Origin of the sequence: Rhizobium sp. AC27/96, from assembly GCF_001692325.1 — a bacterium.
In the GTDB taxonomy this organism is placed as follows: domain Bacteria; phylum Pseudomonadota; class Alphaproteobacteria; order Rhizobiales; family Rhizobiaceae; genus Rhizobium.
The window spans coordinates 74,128-92,095 of record NZ_LXKN01000002.1; the positions used below are offsets into that span (position 1 = coordinate 74,128).

20 protein-coding genes are annotated in these 17,968 nt (G+C 59.0%); 14 read left to right on the forward strand and 6 right to left on the reverse strand.

Going from position 1 to position 17,968, the window contains the following annotated elements; translation table 11 throughout:
- Window positions 1-87: 87 nt before the first annotated feature.
- Window positions 88-1,290 carry a pyridoxal phosphate-dependent aminotransferase gene (locus A6U86_RS07095; protein ID WP_068388233.1) on the reverse strand — a complete coding sequence of 401 codons (1,203 nt, stop codon included), beginning with the start codon at window positions 1,288-1,290 and terminating at the stop codon, window positions 88-90.
- A gap of 508 nt (window positions 1,291-1,798) precedes the next feature.
- Here A6U86_RS07095 and A6U86_RS07105 point away from each other — a divergent pair.
- The 4 genes from A6U86_RS07105 (at window position 1,799) to A6U86_RS07120 (ending at window position 5,233) form a co-directional block, all read left to right on the forward strand.
- Window positions 1,799-2,944, forward strand: coding sequence for a PQQ-dependent sugar dehydrogenase (locus A6U86_RS07105; RefSeq protein ID WP_068388240.1), 1,146 nt, complete (start codon window positions 1,799-1,801; stop codon window positions 2,942-2,944).
- Between the two features lie 99 nt (window positions 2,945-3,043).
- Window positions 3,044-3,934: a DMT family transporter gene (locus tag A6U86_RS07110; protein WP_068388244.1), complete on the forward strand. Its 891-nt coding sequence runs from the start codon at window positions 3,044-3,046 to the stop codon at window positions 3,932-3,934.
- 498 nt (window positions 3,935-4,432) lie between these two features.
- A complete protein-coding gene (locus A6U86_RS07115) occupies window positions 4,433-4,648 on the forward strand; it encodes a cold-shock protein (protein ID WP_004116423.1) in 216 nt (71 codons plus the stop codon).
- A 147-nt stretch (window positions 4,649-4,795) separates the two neighbouring features.
- Window positions 4,796-5,233, forward strand: a complete 438-nt coding sequence (locus A6U86_RS07120; RefSeq protein WP_068388245.1) for a BA14K family protein — start codon at window positions 4,796-4,798, stop codon at window positions 5,231-5,233.
- A 56-nt stretch (window positions 5,234-5,289) separates the two neighbouring features.
- Here the strand turns inward: A6U86_RS07120 and A6U86_RS07125 are convergent, their stop codons facing one another.
- Window positions 5,290-5,934, reverse strand: coding sequence for an MBL fold metallo-hydrolase (locus A6U86_RS07125; protein WP_068388248.1), 645 nt, complete (start codon window positions 5,932-5,934; stop codon window positions 5,290-5,292).
- A 247-nt stretch (window positions 5,935-6,181) separates the two neighbouring features.
- Here A6U86_RS07125 and A6U86_RS07130 point away from each other — a divergent pair, with 247 nt between their 5' ends.
- From A6U86_RS07130 to A6U86_RS07155, 6 genes are all read left to right on the forward strand, one after another.
- The gene (locus A6U86_RS07130; RefSeq protein ID WP_068388250.1) at window positions 6,182-6,820 is read left to right on the forward strand and encodes a DUF1236 domain-containing protein; all 639 of its coding nucleotides are present in this window, start codon (window positions 6,182-6,184) and stop codon (window positions 6,818-6,820) included.
- Window positions 6,821-7,066: 246 nt separating this feature from the next.
- A complete protein-coding gene (locus A6U86_RS07135; RefSeq protein ID WP_068388252.1) occupies window positions 7,067-7,330 on the forward strand; it encodes a hypothetical protein in 264 nt (87 codons plus the stop codon).
- A gap of 467 nt (window positions 7,331-7,797) precedes the next feature.
- On the forward strand, window positions 7,798-8,280 hold the full coding sequence (locus A6U86_RS07140; protein WP_068388254.1) for a MarR family winged helix-turn-helix transcriptional regulator: 483 nt from the start codon (window positions 7,798-7,800) through the stop codon (window positions 8,278-8,280).
- 73 nt (window positions 8,281-8,353) lie between these two features.
- On the forward strand, window positions 8,354-9,055 hold the full coding sequence (locus tag A6U86_RS07145; RefSeq protein WP_068388257.1) for a response regulator: 702 nt from the start codon (window positions 8,354-8,356) through the stop codon (window positions 9,053-9,055).
- A gap of 24 nt (window positions 9,056-9,079) precedes the next feature.
- The gene (locus tag A6U86_RS07150; protein WP_068388261.1) at window positions 9,080-10,462 is read left to right on the forward strand and encodes an ATP-binding protein; all 1,383 of its coding nucleotides are present in this window, start codon (window positions 9,080-9,082) and stop codon (window positions 10,460-10,462) included.
- A 13-nt stretch (window positions 10,463-10,475) separates the two neighbouring features.
- A complete protein-coding gene (locus A6U86_RS07155) occupies window positions 10,476-11,057 on the forward strand; it encodes a DUF1349 domain-containing protein (protein ID WP_068388264.1) in 582 nt (193 codons plus the stop codon).
- Between the two features lie 28 nt (window positions 11,058-11,085).
- On the opposite strand, the gene A6U86_RS07160 is transcribed toward A6U86_RS07155, so the two are convergent.
- The 4 genes from A6U86_RS07160 to A6U86_RS07175 form a co-directional block, all read right to left on the reverse strand.
- On the reverse strand, window positions 11,086-11,427 hold the full coding sequence (locus tag A6U86_RS07160; protein WP_068388632.1) for a tRNA-binding protein: 342 nt from the start codon (window positions 11,425-11,427) through the stop codon (window positions 11,086-11,088).
- Window positions 11,428-11,550: 123 nt separating this feature from the next.
- Entirely contained in the window at window positions 11,551-12,390 is an 840-nt protein-coding gene (gene proC, locus A6U86_RS07165; protein ID WP_068388267.1) for a pyrroline-5-carboxylate reductase, read from the reverse strand.
- A gap of 1 nt (window position 12,391) precedes the next feature.
- Window positions 12,392-12,892, reverse strand: coding sequence for a YbjN domain-containing protein (locus A6U86_RS07170; RefSeq protein WP_068388271.1), 501 nt, complete (start codon window positions 12,890-12,892; stop codon window positions 12,392-12,394).
- A gap of 389 nt (window positions 12,893-13,281) precedes the next feature.
- Window positions 13,282-13,542, reverse strand: a complete 261-nt coding sequence (locus A6U86_RS07175; RefSeq protein WP_068388635.1) for an accessory factor UbiK family protein — start codon at window positions 13,540-13,542, stop codon at window positions 13,282-13,284.
- Between the two features lie 266 nt (window positions 13,543-13,808).
- Between A6U86_RS07175 and lgt the strand changes: the two genes are divergently transcribed.
- The 4 genes from lgt to A6U86_RS07195 all read left to right on the forward strand — a co-directional run bounded on the left by lgt (window position 13,809) and on the right by A6U86_RS07195 (window position 17,939).
- Window positions 13,809-14,699: a prolipoprotein diacylglyceryl transferase gene (lgt, locus tag A6U86_RS07180; RefSeq protein ID WP_068388274.1), complete on the forward strand. Its 891-nt coding sequence runs from the start codon at window positions 13,809-13,811 to the stop codon at window positions 14,697-14,699.
- A 75-nt stretch (window positions 14,700-14,774) separates the two neighbouring features.
- A complete protein-coding gene (locus tag A6U86_RS07185) occupies window positions 14,775-15,872 on the forward strand; it encodes a class I SAM-dependent methyltransferase (protein WP_068388277.1) in 1,098 nt (365 codons plus the stop codon).
- Window positions 15,873-16,003: 131 nt separating this feature from the next.
- Window positions 16,004-16,786: a peptidoglycan editing factor PgeF gene (pgeF, locus tag A6U86_RS07190; protein ID WP_068388280.1), complete on the forward strand. Its 783-nt coding sequence runs from the start codon at window positions 16,004-16,006 to the stop codon at window positions 16,784-16,786.
- A gap of 1 nt (window position 16,787) precedes the next feature.
- A complete protein-coding gene (locus A6U86_RS07195) occupies window positions 16,788-17,939 on the forward strand; it encodes a Xaa-Pro peptidase family protein (RefSeq protein WP_068388283.1) in 1,152 nt (383 codons plus the stop codon).
- Window positions 17,940-17,968: the final 29 nt, after the last annotated feature.

Genomic DNA, 17,968 nt, shown 5'->3' on the forward strand with positions numbered 1-17,968 from the left:
ATCAATTGATGAACCAGCATCAAGGCCTTTAAGACAAAAAGCCCGTCATCTCTGGCGGGCTTTTCATTGAACTAGTCTTGGAACCGCTTATTTGCAGGCGCCGCAGAAACGCTGGATGCGGCGGCAAGCTTCTTCGAGCAGCTCTTCCGAGGTCGCGTAGGAGATGCGGAAGTTCGGGCCGAGGCCGAAGGCAGAACCGTGCACGACGGCAACGCCTTCCGATTCCAGCAGCTCGGACACGAAGTCTTCGTCCGTCTCGATGATCTTGCCGGTCGGAGCCGTCTTGCCGATCAGGCCGGCGCAGGACGGATAGACGTAGAAAGCGCCTTCCGGAACCGGGCACGAAAGACCCTTTGCCTGGTTCAGCATGGATACAACGAGATCACGGCGACCTTCGAAGATCTTCTTGTTGCGCGGAATGAAGTCCTGCGGACCATTCAGCGCTTCGACGGCAGCCCACTGGGCGATCGAGGTCGCACCCGAGGTCTGCTGACCCTGGATCATGTCCATGGCCTTGATGAGCTGCAGCGGGCCGGCAGCGTAACCGATACGCCAGCCGGTCATCGCATAGGCCTTCGAGACGCCGTTCATCGTCAGCGTGCGGTCATAGAGGCTCGGCTCGACTTCGACCGGCGTGGCGAACTTGAACTCGCCATAGGTCAGGTGCTCGTACATGTCGTCGGTCAGGATCCAGACATGTGGATGCTTGACCAGCACGTCCGTCAGCGCCTTCAGTTCGTCATGCGAATAGGCGGCGCCCGACGGGTTGGACGGCGAGTTGAACATGAACCACTTGGTCTTCGGCGTGATCGCCTTTTCGAGGTCGGCGGGCTGAAGCTTGAAGTTGTTGGCCTGCGTCGTCGCGACGAAAACCGGCGTGCCGCCGCAAAGCGCCACCATCTCCGGATAGGATACCCAGTAAGGTGTCGGGATCACGACTTCGTCGCCAGGGTTCAGCGTCGCCATGAAGGCGTTGAACAGGATCTGCTTGCCGCCCGTGCCGACGATGGTCTGCTCGGGAGCGTAGTCCAGATTGTTCTCGCGCTTGAACTTGGCAGCAATCGCCTTGCGCAGTTCAGGAATGCCGGCAACCGGCGTGTACTTCGTCTCGCCGCGATTGATCGCGTCGATGGCCGCCGTCTTGATATTATCGGGCGTATCAAAATCAGGCTCGCCTGCGCCGAGGCCGATCACGTCGCGTCCTTTTGCTTTCAACTCGCGCGCTTTCTGGGAAACGGCGATGGTGGCAGAAGGCTTTACACGGGAAAGAGCGTCGGCAAGAAAGGCCATGATGATCGGTCCTATTCGGTTGAAATGGGCAGAAAGCCTGTGGACCAGATTTCTGCGCTAAGCTCTATGTCGAATATGGGCCGAGGTTTCAAGCACAAAGGCGTCACAGTGGCTTTATTTCATGGCTTTCCGGGCGCTGCCTTTCGCACCATCTTCGGCCGATCTTGAGGTGCCGGCGAAAGACCGCGCATGACCTCCGCGTCGCCGTGCGCCATCCCGCTGATCCCTCGACGTTGAATCAATTTGCGAGGCAGCTGATTCAGTTTCTGAAGAGCGTTGAAATTTCCGATGAAAATCAAACAGTTTCCCGTATCCGGAACTTCACGCGAGCCTGTCGACACAGATCGGGTCGACGCATCGGCGCCTTGCCCTCCGTCTGGATCGACCGGAGAAACATGGAGACGCCACCTTTGCGAACACAATGGCGTTATCGACCACACACCTCTCCTTGAACGCCGGGTCGGCCGCCCCACGTTGCGAAAGCGGCTATATTGGGGGAGTTGAGAACATGCGCTTTGGTCCAGGACGATTTGCGATTGCCTTGGTGGCATCAGCTCAGTGGTCGGCAGGCGCGGCATCTGCCGAAACCTCTCAGACCATCAAGACGCAGAAAGTGGCGGCCAAAGTCGAAACGATCGCCACCGGGCTCGAACATCCCTGGGCGGTCGCAGTGCTGCCGGATGGCGCCTATCTTGTGACCGAACGGCCCGGCCAAATGCGCCTGATCCGCGATGGCAAGGTGTCAGCCCCGATTGTCGGAGTGCCGGAGGTCTATGCCCACGGACAAGGCGGCCTGCTGGACGTCGAACTCGACCCGAAATTCAGCAGCAACCGAACCCTGTATTTCACCGCCTCGGTGGCAGCCGACGGCGGCAGCGGCACGGCCGTGTTCCGCGCCAAACTTTCACCGGACGAGAAGCAACTGACCGAGGTGAAGCGCATTTTCCTGATGAACAAGCTGTCGCGCGGCAATATCCAGTATGGTGCACGCATCGCCATTGCCAGGGATGGCAGTCTTTTCGTCGGCCTCGGCGATCGCGGCGAGCAGGATCGCGCACAGGATTTCCATGACGATGCGGGCTCCATCATCCATATCGAGGCGGATGGCAGCATTCCCACCGACAATCCCTTCAAGGATGGCAAGAGCGCTTTACCGGAAATCTGGTCGAAGGGTCATCGCAATCCGCAGGGCATCACATTCGATACGGCGACAGGCAAGCTCTATACGGCCGAGCATGGCGCGAAGGGCGGCGACGAGATCAACACGCCCGAAGCTGGCAAGAACTATGGCTGGCCGGTCATCTCCTATGGGGTCAACTACAACGGCACGAAGATCGGCATCGGCACGGCGAAGAAGGGCATGGAACAGCCCCTCTTCTACTGGGATCCGTCGATCGCACCCGGCGCCATTGCCGTCTATCGCGGCAAGATGTTTCCGGAATGGAATGGCGACCTGCTGGTCACGGCGCTGAAATTCCAGCTGCTGTCTCGTCTCGAGCGCGACGCCGGCGGCAAGATCACCGAGCGGGAACGCATGTTCGACGATAAATTCGGTCGCATGCGCGACATTGTTATCGCGCCCGACGGTGCGCTTTTGATCACGACGGACGAGAATGATGGCGCGCTTTTGAGAGTTTCAAGAGCGACGAACTAGGCGCATGTGGCTCGCCGTCGCCGGCACCTTTCGGCCTTGCTCCGGGCAAATGCAACTGCTAACGGTCATCAAGATCGGTCCCCCTCCCGTAGGATGCAAATGTCTCGCATACAGGCGAATTTATTGTTGTTGCTGGCTGCCGCAATCTGGGGCGGAGGCTTCGTCGCACAATCGACAGCAATGAAGTCGATCGGACCGTTCTGGTTCATCGGTCTGCGGTTCGCCGTCGCGACCATCGTTGTCCTGCCCTTTGTGTGGATGGAAAACAGGAAGACGGCGCAGCCGCTGACGCCTCGCAACTGGCTCTCCTTCGTGCTGATCGGCGTCGCGCTGTTCGGCGGCGCCGCAACGCAGCAGCTAGGGCTCCTGACCACAACCGTCACGAACTCCAGCTTCATCACCGGCCTTTACGTCGTCTTCGTACCCTTGATCGCCGTCGTCTTCCTGCGCCGGTCTCCCCATTGGATCATCTGGCCGGCGGCTCTGATGGCGCTCGGCGGCATCTATCTCCTGTCCGGCGGATCTCTGTCGCATCTGACAATCGGCGATTTCCTCACCGTGATCTGTGCGCTGTTCTGGGCCGCGCAGATCACGCTTGCCGGCTCTGCCGTCAACGAAACCGGCCGGCCCCTCGGTATTTCCGCCACGCAATTCGCAGTCACCGCCGTCCTCGCTTTGGCAGTAGCCGCCGACATAGAGCCGATCAGCGTGGCCGCCATCCGCGCAGCACTCGGCGAAATCCTTTATGTCGGCATCTTTTCATCCGGCCTTGCCTTCGCGCTGCAGATTATCGGCCAGCGTTACACGACCGCCCCGCAGGCGGCGATCTTCCTCTCCTCGGAAGCTCTGTTCGGAGCCTCGCTTGGCGCTTTGCTCCTCGGCGAGACCATGGGACCGCTCGGCTATGCCGGTTGCGCCTTGATGTTCACCGCCATGCTGGCAGTAGAACTGGTACCGGAAATCGTTCGCCGCCGCAGCGCAACGGCCTGAAAACGGCCCGAAATGCACGCTATGGCTGTTCGCGGCCACTCTCTTTGAAATTTTCTCGAACAGTCTAAAACGGGCGCAGATCGCCAGCGATTTGGGAAAATTTCACCAAAATTATATCGCCAACGATGCAAAACCCTTAGAAACTTGTTTCAACGTGGGAAAATTTGCGAATCGCCATAACATCATCGCGTTACAGGACTGTGCTCCTCCCGATACGTTAAAAAACTTTTGCTTGCCAATTCCCAATAAACACAGCACTCTCAACGATGTTCGGGCATTTTTAGAGCATGGGAAGTCCTAATAGAATTGCGCGCCGGAAACGCTAATATTCCGGTCAGCTTGGTCAAGACGCGGGGTGGCAAACATCGCATCGAGATCGAGCCGAGGTATAGGGGACCTTTTCCTTCAAATTGCGAGAACTGCCTGCAAGCGCCCGCAAGGGCAATACAGTAGTGCTGCCCGTGTGGATGGCGGGCAGAGAGAAAAGGGACCTTAGGCATGGCCGAGACTGGCACTGTAAAGTTTTTCAACACCGATAAGGGCTTTGGCTTCATCAAGCCGGACAAAGGTGGAGCAGACATCTTTGTACATATTTCTGCGGTTCAGGCATCCGGCCTGGCAGGACTGTCTGAAAACCAGAAAGTAAGCTTCGACACGGAACCGGATCGCCGCGGTAAGGGACCGAAGGCCGTCAATCTCCAGATTGCGGGCTGATACGTCTCACGGCTATCATTCGAGTTGAGGCCCGGCAGCGATGCCGGGTTTTTATCATTCAGTCTGCATTCAGCTTATCGCATTTAGTCTGCCTGACATGAAAGAGCGGGGATAATAGTTGTCCCGTTTTCGTTGAAGGATAGACCAATGACCATACTCGGCAAATCGCTCGTCATGTCCGCCATGGCTGCAGCATTGACGCTGACGTCCATGAGTGCAGCTTCAGCGGACGAATATTGGCGTCACCGCAACCGGGATGGTTGGGCGCTCGGCGCCGCCGGTCTCGCTACCGGCCTCATCGTCGGCTCGGCGATCGCCAGCCAGCCGCGCTATGTCGAGCCGGCACCGGTCTATGTCGAACCTGACTATGACGCCCCTCCTCCGCCCTATTATTATCGCCCGGCGCCGCGCCGCGTCTACGTCGAACGGGATGTCAGCTACTACGCTCCGCCGCCGGTCTCGGGCCTGCGCCCGTGGTCGTCCGCATGGATGCGCTATTGCTACGATCGCTACAGAAGCTTCGACGGCCAAAGCGGCACCTATGTCGGCTTTGACGGCATGCGTCACTTCTGCACGGCAGATTGATCCAGACACATCGGACCAGATCGAGAAAGCGCCGCCCCTGAGCGGCGCTTTCTGATTCAAAGCCCGCGGAGGAAAGGATTGGTGCGACGCTCGTCGCCAATGCGGCTGCCCGGACCGTGACCGCAGATGAAGCCGACTTCGTCGCCAAGCGGGAAGACCTTGTCGCGGATCGAATCCAACAGCTGCTGATGGTTGCCGCCGGGCAAATCCGTGCGGCCAATCGAGCCGTTGAAAAGCACGTCGCCGAGATGCGCGAAGCCCTGCTTGCGATTGACGTATATGACGTGGCCGGGCGCGTGACCCGGGCAGTGAAACACCTCGAATTCATGTTCGCCGAAGGAAACCTTGTCGCCATCCTTCAAAAAGCGATCCGGCACCACATTGCGCACGCCGTCGATGTTGAACATCTTGCCCTTGGCCTCGATGTCCTCGAGCAAGAACCGGTCATCCTCATGCGGGCCGATCACCTCGATATCAAGCGCCTCACGCACCTCGTCCGCACCGCCGGCATGATCGATATGGCCATGAGTCAACCAGATGGCCTTCAAGGTCAGACCATTTTCACGCACCGTCTGCAGGATGACGTCGACATCGCCACCGGGATCGACCACCACCCCTTCCTTGGTATCCGGGTCGAACAGGATGGTGCAATTCTGTTCGAAAGGGGTCACCGGAATGATGCCGGCCTGGAGCATGCCCATGAAGCGCCTCGTCTCTTGGATCGTCGTGCTGCCGGTATAGCCGCAAACTCCGGGCAAAACAGCCCCTGGCGCTTTCAAAGTGCCGTGCTCACGCGAACGCCAACCTGCGGAATCCGGAAATAGGTAAATAATTCGAGCAGTTACCTGAACCTTCTCTCAGCAAGCGTCAGAGCTGAACCGCGCGGACCGGAACACTGAAGCGTGCGAAGCGTTGAGATACGTCTTTAAAGGCAGAAGGAGAGAACCAATGTCCTTGAAGAGAAATCTGCTGCTGACCGGCCTCGTCCTTGTCGGCAGCGCCGGTCTGGCACAGGCCGAAATGGCCGCGACCACGGCGAGCGACATCGAAGTCCGTTCAGGCCCCGGCGCCGAGTTTCCAACCGTCGGCGTCGCAACACGTGGCTCCGAAGCGACGCTGGACGGCTGTATCGAAGGCAGCCGCTGGTGCCGCGTAGATGTCAACGGCATGCGCGGCTGGGTCTATGCTCAGTATCTCAACGTCGAGCAAAACGGCGCCTCCGTCGTCGTTCAGGATCATCGTGACGATCTCGGCATTCCCACAGTTACCTACGAGCAGACTGACCCAGTCAGGACGGGCAGCGTGCGAGCCGTACAGCCGGGCCCGAACGACGAATTGCTCGGCCCCGCCGATGAGAATGGGGACACTGTCGTCGCCGTTACACCGCCAGGCAATATCCGGGGCTACATCGACGAGAATCCGGTCGACACAGTCCAACTGGACAACGACGCAGTGGTCGGCGCCACACTGCCGCAAAGCGTCGAGATCCACCGTATCCCGGACTACCGATACAGCTATGTCGAGGTAAACCGCCAGCCGGTCCTGGTTGATCCAGGCACGCGACGGATCGTTTACGTCTATCGCTGATTCGGCTCGAAACCCGAGCAAGATGGCAAAATTCGCGTGCGGCTAGTCGGCCGCATGCCTAAGAAGCGGATTTCCCCTGCTTTTATCGCGGATTTCTCCCGTTTGAGTTGCCCTTCTATTTCCACCGTCTGGTGCATGATGTAATCCTAATATCAGTGAGGATTATCGCCGCTCCCTGGCACCGATCCAGGATGCGACGAGAGGGCATCCGGAAGCGTCTTCCGGAACTATGGGAGAAGGGCAATCATGGAAAGTCTAGGGCCTATCATCACACAGCTGATAGCCGGCGCAATCGGCGGCAACGCCGCAAGCGCCGTTTTGAAGCAGGACGGCATCAATCTTATCGCCAGAACGATCGCGGGCGCCATTGGCGGCCTTGGCGGTGGGGTCATCCTCAATCTGATCGGCAGTGAAGCCCTCACCGGCCTCGTGGCACAGGGCATATCATCGCTGATCGCCGGCGGCGTGCTCTCGGCAATCGTTGGCGCGGTTCTCGGCCGCAAGTCGTAAAATTATACGCAGCAAAAGCCGAGCGACATGCACGCTCGGCTTTTGCGTATCCATATGCAGGCCTGTTTGAAAGCTGTGGCTTCGATGCCCCGCGGGCGCTCATTGCATGAGGCAAGAGGAAGTCGCGATTGCTGCCGACCGGCTGATGATCCCGCACCAATGCGATTGCTTTCGCGGAAGATATTCGTTTTTCGCGTCACCTGCCCGTCAGAGCCATGTATAACAGCGGGGCGGGTTTACACTATGTCGACTGGTTGCTGTTCTCCTTGCGCAGCATCCGCGCAGCGCCGGGGAATTCAGGGATGTTGAAGTTTTTGCAAAGCCGCATCTAATTTCGCGCGAACGGCAAGCTCGTTCCTGCAAAGCGGCATTGTGCGGGAGCAACCGATGGCATAAAAATGTCAATAAAGCTGACATATTTTTGCATAAGTTTCCCGAACGATTGAAGATAAAAAGGAAATGCTACGGTGGCACGACAGATGAGCCAAAACGCGACAAAGGCGGAGTTGCTGGCAACGCCGATGCAGAACGCGGGAATCATCGATTTCGAGATCATCGAGCTGCTTTTCTTCGCCTACCGCGACTTCGTATCGGATCCGGATCAGATCCTCGTCAAGAGCGGCTTTGGCCGGGCCCATCACCGCGTCGTCCATTTCGTTAACCGCGAACCCGGGATGACCGTTGCGGACCTTCTGGAAACACTGCAGATCACCAAGCAGAGTTTGGCGCGGGTTCTAAAACAATTGATCGATTCAGGTTATATTCGGCAGGTCGCCGGTCCCGAGGACCGGCGTCAACGCAAGCTTTATCCCACGCAAGCGGGCCGCGATCTGGCGCTGGCGCTGGCCGAGCCGCAATCGCGCCGTATTGAACGGGCATTCGAAGGCGCATCGGAAGCAACGCGCGAAAGCGTGAAACGTTTCCTGAGGGGAATGCAAACCGAGACGTGACGACGGTTCCAGCTGCACAAGGCTGGCGCGAAATGGATCATTTCCATCAACGGGCAGGATTGAGACGGATCGAATGACGACGAAGACAGCTATTTCGGACGATGCGGCACATCTTTTGGTTGTGGATGACGACACGCGTATCCGCGCCCTCCTCAATCGCTACCTTATGGAGAAGGGATTTCGCGTGACGGCGGCGGCAGACGGCGCCGAAGCGCGCCGCAAGCTCGAAGGGCTCGATTTCGATCTCATCATCATGGATGTGATGATGCCCGGCGAATCCGGCATCGAGCTTACGGCAAGCCTGCGGGCCATCAAGAACATCCCGGTCATCATGCTGACGGCGCTTGCGGAAGCCGATTCCCGCATTGCCGGCCTTGAGGCCGGCGCCGACGACTATCTCCCCAAGCCCTTCGATCCGCGCGAGCTGGTGCTGCGCGTCAACAATATCCTTCGCCGTAACACCCCGGCCGATTCCCCGAAAATCGAGCTTGTCATGTTCGGGCCCTATACGTTTTCGCTGACCCGCAAGGAGCTGAAAAAGTCGGCGGAACTCATCCGCCTGACCGACCGGGAGCAGGAAATCATGCTGCTCTTTGCCAAGCGTGCCGGTGAGACCATCCCGCGTCATGAACTGATCGGCGGCGACGCCGAGGTTGGCGAGCGCACCATCGATGTGCAGATAAATCGGCTGCGCCGCAAGATTGAAGACGATCCGGCAAACCCTATCTGGTTACAGACGGTACGTGGCATCGGCTACCGTCTGAGCATAGACTGAGTTCGGTTCCAAAGGTCCGCGGCAATGGTGGCATTCGATTCGATCAGACGTGAACAGGATCACACGCCGTCGAATGGGCTGCGGTGGCTTTCGCGCTGGATGCGCAGATATGTGTTGCCGACCGGTCTCTATGCCCGCTCGCTGCTCATCTTCATCCTGCCGATGATCATCCTTCAGGCCGTCGTTACCGTCGTCTTCATGGAACGCCACTGGCAGATGGTGACGCAGCGGCTGTCGATGGCGACCACGCGCGATATCGCCGCGATCATCGCCATCATTGAGACCTATCCGCAGGACGCGGACTTTTCGGCCATTACCCAGATCGCCCGGCAAAAGCTCGATCTCAGCATCTCGATCGAGCCGGGCGGCGAATTACCGCCTCCGCGCGAGAAGCCATTCTTCTCGATCCTCGACGGCATTCTGAGTGACGAGATCCGCGATCAGATCAACCTGCCCTTCTGGATCGACACGGTTGGAAACTCCAGCCTGGTCGAGATCCGGGTCAAGCTGCCCGACAAGGTGCTACGCGTCTTTGCCAAGCGCAGCCAGACCTATGCGTCCAATACGCATATTTTCATCCTCTGGATGGTCGGCACCTCATTGGTTCTGATCGGCATCGCCGTATTGTTCCTGCGTGGCCAGATCAGGCCGATCCTGGCGCTGGCCCGCGCCGCCGAGAGCTTCGGCAAGGGACAGCGCCTGGAGAACTACTCTCCGCGTGGCGCCGACGAGGTTCGGCGCGCTGGCCTTGCTTTCATCCTGATGCGCGAGCGCATCGAGCGACAACTCGAGCAGCGCACGGCGATGCTGTCAGGTGTCAGCCACGACCTGCGAACGGTGCTCACTCGCTTCAAGCTCCAGCTCGCTCTTGCCAGCGACAATCCCGATCTGGCCGGCCTCAACGAGGATGTCGAGGATATGCAGAGCATGCTCGAAGGCTATATGGCCTTTGCACGCGGCGAAGCGGAGGAGGATGTCGGCCAGTTCAAGCTCAGCGACATCCTGGAGAGGATTCGGCAGGACTTCACATTGCACGGCAAATCCATGGACTTCACCATCGACGGTGACGACGAGATTTCCGTCCGTGCGAATGCCTTTACCCGACTTGTCACCAATCTTGCCACGAATGCGCGCCGCTACGCCAAAAGTCTGCGTATCGAGGCCAAGCATAGCGCCAAGTGGCTGACGATCATCTTCGACGACGATGGCCCGGGCATCCCCCCCGAGGCGCGAGAGGATGTCTTCAAGCCGTTCTTCCGGCTGGATTCTGCCCGCAATCTCGACAAATCCGGCACCGGCCTCGGCTTGGCCATTGCCCGCGATATCGCCCGCAGCCATGGCGGCAACGTCACGCTATCCGACAGCCCGCTGGGCGGCCTGCGCGCCACCATCCGCATTCCTGCCTGAAGGAGAAGGCACTATGTCGATCGACATCGATGGCATGCATTGGCTGAACGCGCCGCCGGCATGGGAAATGAACCAGGGTCGGTTATTCGTACGCTCAGGCAACAAGACCGATTTCTGGCAGGAAACCTATTACGGCTTCCATCGCGACGACGGTCATTTTCTCGGAAAGCCGCGCCGGGGTGACTTTACCGCCGAGGTGAGCTTCATCGGGCATTACCGTGAACTCTACGATCAGGCAGGCCTGATGATCCGCCACGATGCCAGGCACTGGATGAAATGTGGGATCGAATATACCGATGGCGCAAGGCATTTCAGCGTCGTCGTCACCAATGGCAATTCCGACTGGTCGGCCTTTCGGCTGGAGCATGAATTCGACGTCATGTCCGCGCGGGTGACACGCAACGGCGACGCACTCTTCATCCAGTATCGCACCGACAGGATGGACGAATGGCGCATGGCAAGGCTCGCCTGGTTCGACGCGACCCTGGAGGAACTGTCGGTCGGTCCTGCCTTTTGCTCGCCACAACGAGAAGGCTTCGAAGCGGAATTTCTCCACTTCAGCCTGACTGATCCGCTATCAAGGGATATTCATTGAGCCATTCATTCCCTTGAAGGAATGCAGCTTACATCATCTTCTTGCCGTTCGGCACTGGATGCGTCACGGCGGCAAGGACGATCGCGCCTGCCTCATCCTCGAATCCGAGCGTCAGAACTTCTGAACGCACCGGGCCGATTTGACGCGGCGGGAAATTGACCACGGCAAGCACCTGCCGGCCGACAAGGGTTTCCGGCGTGTAGTGCACGGTAATCTGCGCGGAGGAACGCTTGATACCGATCTCCGGTCCGAAATCGATCCGCAGCTTGTATGCGGGCTTGCGGGCTTCCGGAAAGGTCTCCGCCTCGATGATCGTCCCGACGCGAATATCCACGCGCTCGAAATCGCCATAGGTGATCTCTTCCGTCATGCCTCGGCCTTCCCCATAGAGCATTTCCAGGAAAAGTGCGCAGCGGTTTTCCGTTTGGAATGCGTAAAAACAAAGAGATAGAGCGCTTTCGCGATTCGAAGAAAAGCGAAAATGCTCTAGAATTCAACCGGCCAGCTCTTGCGCTCGCTTGCGGGCCGCTTCAATCGCCGCATCGAACAAGGGCTGCATGCCGTCTTCCGCCATCAAGACGCCCAGCGCCGCAGCGGTCGTGCCGCCGGGAGACGTGACGTTCTGGCGCAGACGCGCTGCGTCGTCGGGGGACTGATGGAGCAATTCACCAGCCCCCGCGACAGTCTCCCGTGCGAGCCGCATGGCGAGGTCCGCCTGCAGGCCGAGCTTCCGGCCGGCTTCCGCCATGCATTCGACGAGATAGAAAACATAGGCGGGACCGCTGCCCGAGACCGCGGTTACGGAATCGATATCGGCCTCTCCCGGCACCCACTCGACCGGGCCGGATACCTTGAGGAGATTCTGGACAAGTTGCCTCTGAAATTCGGCAACCCTGTCATTCGCAAAAGCGCCGGTAACGCCGCGCCCGACCATAGCAGGTGTATTGGGCATGGCTCGCACCATGGCTGCTTCACCGAGATGCGCTTCGAGCGCGGCGAGCGTCTTGCCCGCCGCAATCGATACGACCACTGTATTGTCACCCACCGTAGCCTTCAATGGCGGCAGCACGGCATCCATCATCTGAGGCTTGACGGCAATGAAAAGCACACCCGCCGTCACGCCGGCAGGAACGCCCGTGACATGGCTGGCGCCCGCATCCGCAATCATCTTCCGCATCGGCTCGGACGGATTGGGATCGACGACGATGACCGAAGATCCGGGCACTCCGTTCTTCAACCACCCCGTCAGCAGCGCACCGCCCATATTGCCGGCGCCGATCAGCAGGATCGGCCCGGAGGATGCGAAAGCACTGGCGGACTGTTGGCCTGTCATGTCACGCTTCGCCTACCGTTTCGAAGAGCACCGCTTCCATGGCGCGGTTGGCATCGAGGCCAGACCACACCACGAACTGGAAAGCCTGATAGTATGCCTCGCAGGTGTCAAGCGCATTGGAAAGCAGCACTTCCACCTGCCGGTTTGTCGGCTCGGCACCGCCTGACAGCAGCAGCGACTGGCGGAAAATAACGATATCCTCCTGCCGCCACAGATCGAAGTGGCCCATCAGCACCTGACCATTGATGCAGGACAGTAGCTTGATCACCTCGTTGACGCGGGGCTCCGAGACCTTCACGTCGAATGCACAGGCGATATGCAACGCCTCGAATTCTTCCATCCACGAGAAAGACACGTGGTAATCGGTCCACCGCCCTTCGACCGTCATGGCAAGCTCGTCTTCGCCTGATCGTTCAAACGACCAGTCGTTGTTGGCCGCCACGAACTCGATCATGTCCACCGGATTCGATTGTCGTTCGACTTCCATTTCCATAAGGCTCATGCAGCACCTTCTTGACCGGAACGAATGCAGTTTTCCCGTGGTTCAACACTGAAATAACGCAACCCGCTTTACCCCGGAAACATCCTCGGGATGATGTTGAACGGCTGCCAGACTAACGCGTCCACCCTGCCCGGAGCTTACCAAGTCCGTTTCGAATCATCATTTAAAATCAGTGTATAGCGGCATGCCCGGCCTGCCAGCCCCTGAGCGGCGTTTTTGGAAACGGCGCTGTGGACAGCGGTTGTCGCACCTATTCAGAAGGGAGTCATAACCGACTCTGGCAATTGGCTTTTTTGCCTATGTCCACAGGTGGAAAAACAAATGAAATTTTTGAATAAAAAATGCGCGGCAAACGAGTGCCGCGCCAATCCGCAGTGGAAGATTGCAGCTTATTTGCCCTTGGAGGCAAGCTTGGCTTCGAGTGCTTCGATTCTCGCAAGCAGCGCCTCGTTTTCGTCGCGCGCCTTGATCGCCATTTCGCGAACGGCCTCGAATTCCTCGCGCTTGACGATATCCATGCTGTTGAGCCAGCGCTCGGCATGGGCGTTGAAAGCGGTCTCAACCTCGCGGCGCACGCCCTGGGCAGCACCGGCGGCATCGGTCATCAGCTTGGCAAATTCATCCAAGATACGGTTCGGTCCAGTGCTCATAGCAATCTCCTTGCGGCCGTCAGCCCCTAAAACCAGCAGGCTTCGATACGGGGCCAGATAGTGTTGAGGTAGGATTTCCAAGGGGCCGATGCAAGCAAATTGAGATAGGACGGGGACAACCGGACCCACGATAACGGGCATATCAATAATCGACTTGACCGTTTCGACAGCGAGCGCCATGTTCCGCGCACATTTGAACTTAAAATATTCCTGTCCCGAAAAGGCGCAGTGCTTTTGGGAATCACGCTGCAACGGGCCTGACGATCTTGCTGACATCCGCCAATCTCGCCGCCATCCTGCCATTTCCGGATATCGATCCGATTGCCGTTTCCCTGGGTCCAATTTCGATCCACTGGTACGGGCTCGCCTATGTGGCGGGCATCCTGCTTGGCTGGTTCTATGCGCGCCGTCTGGTCGACAACGGCAAGCTTTGGCTGAACGACAGCGCTCCGATGACGCGCCAGCATCTGGATGACTTCATCCTCTGGGTGGCGTTCGGCATCGTTCTTGGCGGCCGCATCGGCTACATCCTGTTCTATGATCTCGATCCGGTCCTTGCCAATCCGATCCGCGCCATCGAGGTCTGGAACGGCGGCATGTCTTTCCATGGCGGCTTGATAGGCACGACCATCGCCATGTTCCTGTTCGCAAGACGCAACAATATCCCGGCATGGAGCCTGTTCGATATCGTTGCCGCAGTCGCGCCGATCGGGCTCTTCTTCGGTCGCATCGCCAATTTCATCAACGGTGAGCTTTGGGGCCGGGTCTCGGATGTTCCCTGGGCGATGGTATTCTGCAGCCCGCATGTGATTGCAGCGCATAATGGCGTCTGCCCCGCAGGCCCCGATCCGCGCCATCCAAGCCAGCTTTACGAGGCCGGTATCGAAGGCATCATCCTCTTCCTCGTTCTCTTCATTCTCACGCGCTGGGCCTTCGCGCTCAAGAAGCCCGGCACGGTCAGTGGCATTTTTGTGATTGGCTATGCCTTCTCGCGTATTTTTGTCGAATTCTTCCGTCAACCTGATGAGCAGCTCGGTTATCTCCTCGGCACGAACTGGCTAACGATGGGAATGGTGCTGTCGCTGCCTATGGTCGCCATCGGCCTTTGGGCCGTGATCCGCGCCCGTCGTCAGGCGTTAACCGGACAGACGGCTTGAGACGAAGATTGATATCGCATGATGCTTTCGAAAGCCCCCAAGCTTCCCAAGGCCGTGCACTAGCGAAAGCAACGAATGACGACGGCGCTCGGTGAAAAAATCAAAGCCATCATCCGCACCAACGGGCCACTGAGCATTACGGACTATTTTTCGCTATGTCTCGCCGATCCCGTGCATGGCTATTACAAAACCCGTGAGCCCTTCGGCCAGTCCGGCGACTTCGTCACCGCTCCCGAAATCAGCCAGCTTTTCGGCGAGATGATCGGCGTCTTCATGGTGCATGCGTGGCAGCGCCACGGAACGCCATCCGATGTGCGCCTGGTCGAGATCGGCCCCGGCCGCGGCACGATGATGTCGGATATGCTGCGCGTCATCGGCAAGCTGGCGCCGCCACTCTATGACGCCATGAGCATGCATCTGGTGGAAACCAGCATGCGCTTGCAGGAGTTTCAGAGGGAAACCCTCGCGGCACATGGCGAAAAGGTCTCCTGGCATACGGATTTCGGCGAAGTACCGGATGGTTTTACCCTGCTCGCCGCCAACGAACTCTTCGACGCCATCCCGATCCGCCAATTCGTGCGCACTGCCAATGGCTTTCGCGAGCGCGCGGTTGGGCTCGACATCGATGACGAATTGACCTTCACCGCCGGCGTAGCAACTCTCGATCCTGCGTTTCTGCCCGAAGGCGGCGCGCCGCCGATCGGCACCATTTTCGAAATCGCGCCCGCCCGCCAGGCTGTCATGACGACGATCTGCGATAGGTTGAAAGCTCAAGGCGGTACGGCGCTCGCCATCGACTACGGCCATATGACGACGGGCTTTGGCGACACGCTGCAGGCGGTGCGTATGCATGAATATGATCCGCCGCTTGAGCATCCGGGCGAAGCGGACCTCACCAGCCATGTCGATTTCCAGCACCTGGCGCAAACGGCGCTCGCATCGGGAACGCATATCAACGGATGCTGTCACCAGGGAGATTTCCTGGTCGGGCTCGGATTGCTGGAACGAGCGGCAGCGCTCGGCCGTGATCAGGATGCGGCGACGCAGGAGAATATTCGCGCCGCTGTGGAACGACTTGCGGGTGCGGGCGAAGGCAAGATGGGAGAGCTCTTCAAGGTGCTGGCCGTCTCGAACCCGGCGATCGACCTCCTGCCCTTTCGTCCCGTCGCCTGACTGACCCTCCATACTGCGGATTGACAGCCCGCGCCGGGCTGGGCCAACATCGCCGCCAAATCGAACTGCTTCGCCGCGGCTGCGTTATCCATCGCACGACAGGCTAAACCAGACATCAAGGGACGCTCCAGTTGCCGAAACCCATTGCAAGCACGCTGCTGAGCGCCGCAGAAGCTACCGGTATTCGCCACGGTTATTTCACCCGTGCCGGCGGCGTCTCCGAAGGCCTCTATCGGGGATTGAATGTCGGGCTCGGCTCGCATGACAATCGCGAGCACGTGTTGGAAAACCGCCGTCGCGTCGCCGATTGGTTCGGCCTGCCGTTGGAACGGCTTGCCACCGTACATCAGGTCCACTCCCCCGATGTCGTCACAGTCGATGAGCATTATAACGGCAATCGCCCCGAGGCCGATGCGATGGTGACCGCTACACCAGGGATCGCGCTCGGCGTTCTTGCCGCCGATTGCGGCCCCATCCTTTTCGCCGATCCGGACAATCGGGTCATCGGCGCCGCCCATGCCGGCTGGAAGGGCGCACTGACCGGCGTACTTGAAAACACCATCGACGCCATGGTGGCCCTCGGCGCGAGGCGCGAGGCGATTGTTGCTTGCCTCGGCCCCTCCATCAGTCAGGCAAGCTATGAAGTCGGACCGGAATTCGTCGACCGCTTTCTGGCTCACGACCCCGACTACGCCCGATATTTTGCACCTTCGGAACGGGCGGGCCACGCAATGTTCAATCTGCCAGCTCTCACCGTCGATCGCCTGCGCAAGGCGGGCGTGACAGCCGAAAGCCTCGATCTCTGCACCTATCCGGACCCCGACCGCTTCTTCTCCTATCGCCGCACGACACATGCGAAGGAGCCGGACTACGGCCGGCAGATCTCAGCCATCGCCATCGGGGAGGCAAGCTAATATGGCTCTGCATTTCGAACGCAGCGAATTTGACGCACGCCTGGCTCGGCTGCTTGCCAGGATGCAGGAGGAGAAGCTCGATGCCATGCTGCTGTTCGCGCAGGAGAGCATGTACTGGCTGACCGGCTATGACACCTTCGGCTATTGCTTCTTCCAGACGCTGGTGGTCAAGGCCGATGGATCGATGACGCTTCTGACGCGCTCCGCCGACCTGCGTCAGGCTCAGCTCACTTCAGTCATTACCGACATTCACATCTGGGTCGATCGCCTCAACGCCGATCCGACACTCGACCTCAAGGAATTGCTTGCCGATCTGGATCTTCTCGGCACCCGCATCGGCGTGGAATACGACACCCATGGCATGACAGGCCGCATCGCCCGCCTGCTCGACCATCAGCTCGCCAGCTTCGGCCAGATCGTCGACGCCTCCTATCTCATCAGCCGCTTGCGCCTGACCAAGAGCACGGCGGAGATCGCCCATATCGAGCGCGCAGCCGCTCTTGCTGACGATGCGCTCGATGCCGCTCTGTCCCTGATCAAGCCGGGCGCGGATGAGGCAGATATTTTGGCTGCCATGCAGGGCGCGGTCTTCTCCGGCGGCGGCGACTATCCCGCCAACGAATTCATCATCGGCTCCGGCGCGGAGGCTTTGCTCTGCCGCTACAAGTCAGGCCGGCGCAAACTCGATGCTGAAGATCAACTGACGCTCGAATGGGCCGGCGTCGACGCTCATTATCATGCCGCGATGATGCGAACGGTCGTCATCGGCACCGCCAGCCATCGCCACCGCGAACTTTACAGCGCTTGCCTGGAAACGCTGCAGGCGATCGAAACGATCCTGAAACCTGGCCACACCTTCGGCGATGTTTTCGATATGCATGCGAAAATCATGGATGAGCGCGGCCTTGCCCGACACCGGCTGAACGCCTGCGGCTATTCGCTCGGCGCACGCTTTTCACCCTCATGGATGGAGCACGAAATGTTCCACATGGGCAATCCGCAGGAGATCGAGGAGAACATGTCGCTCTTCGTCCATATGATCATCATGGACTCCGACAGCGGCACCGCCATGACCCTCGGGCAAACCTATCTGACGACCTCGCAAGGCCCCAAGGCGCTCTCCCGCCACCCGCTCGAATTTCTTAACCGTTAGTGGCGTAAAATAGCGATCCTGAACGGAGA

Excerpts from the sequence above, each read along its gene's own strand:
- A6U86_RS07155 (WP_068388264.1), top strand. The coding sequence starts at position 10,476 with ATGTCGATCGACATCGATGGCATGCATTGGCTGAACGCGCCGCCGGCA.
- proC (WP_068388267.1), bottom strand. The coding sequence starts at position 12,390 with ATGACAGGCCAACAGTCCGCCAGTGCTTTCGCATCCTCCGGGCCGATC.
- A6U86_RS07170 (WP_068388271.1), bottom strand. The coding sequence starts at position 12,892 with ATGAGCCTTATGGAAATGGAAGTCGAACGACAATCGAATCCGGTGGAC.
- A6U86_RS07130 (WP_068388250.1), top strand. The coding sequence starts at position 6,182 with ATGTCCTTGAAGAGAAATCTGCTGCTGACCGGCCTCGTCCTTGTCGGC.
- A6U86_RS07115 (WP_004116423.1), top strand. The coding sequence starts at position 4,433 with ATGGCCGAGACTGGCACTGTAAAGTTTTTCAACACCGATAAGGGCTTT.
- A6U86_RS07195 (WP_068388283.1), top strand. The coding sequence starts at position 16,788 with ATGGCTCTGCATTTCGAACGCAGCGAATTTGACGCACGCCTGGCTCGG.
- A6U86_RS07120 (WP_068388245.1), top strand. The coding sequence starts at position 4,796 with ATGACCATACTCGGCAAATCGCTCGTCATGTCCGCCATGGCTGCAGCA.
- A6U86_RS07185 (WP_068388277.1), top strand. The coding sequence starts at position 14,775 with ATGACGACGGCGCTCGGTGAAAAAATCAAAGCCATCATCCGCACCAAC.
- A6U86_RS07125 (WP_068388248.1), bottom strand. The coding sequence starts at position 5,934 with ATGGGCATGCTCCAGGCCGGCATCATTCCGGTGACCCCTTTCGAACAG.
- A6U86_RS07095 (WP_068388233.1), bottom strand. The coding sequence starts at position 1,290 with ATGGCCTTTCTTGCCGACGCTCTTTCCCGTGTAAAGCCTTCTGCCACC.
- A6U86_RS07135 (WP_068388252.1), top strand. The coding sequence starts at position 7,067 with ATGGAAAGTCTAGGGCCTATCATCACACAGCTGATAGCCGGCGCAATC.
- A6U86_RS07110 (WP_068388244.1), top strand. The coding sequence starts at position 3,044 with ATGTCTCGCATACAGGCGAATTTATTGTTGTTGCTGGCTGCCGCAATC.
- A6U86_RS07160 (WP_068388632.1), bottom strand. The coding sequence starts at position 11,427 with ATGACGGAAGAGATCACCTATGGCGATTTCGAGCGCGTGGATATTCGC.
- A6U86_RS07145 (WP_068388257.1), top strand. The coding sequence starts at position 8,354 with ATGACGACGAAGACAGCTATTTCGGACGATGCGGCACATCTTTTGGTT.
- A6U86_RS07105 (WP_068388240.1), top strand. The coding sequence starts at position 1,799 with ATGCGCTTTGGTCCAGGACGATTTGCGATTGCCTTGGTGGCATCAGCT.
- A6U86_RS07150 (WP_068388261.1), top strand. The coding sequence starts at position 9,080 with ATGGTGGCATTCGATTCGATCAGACGTGAACAGGATCACACGCCGTCG.
- A6U86_RS07175 (WP_068388635.1), bottom strand. The coding sequence starts at position 13,542 with ATGAGCACTGGACCGAACCGTATCTTGGATGAATTTGCCAAGCTGATG.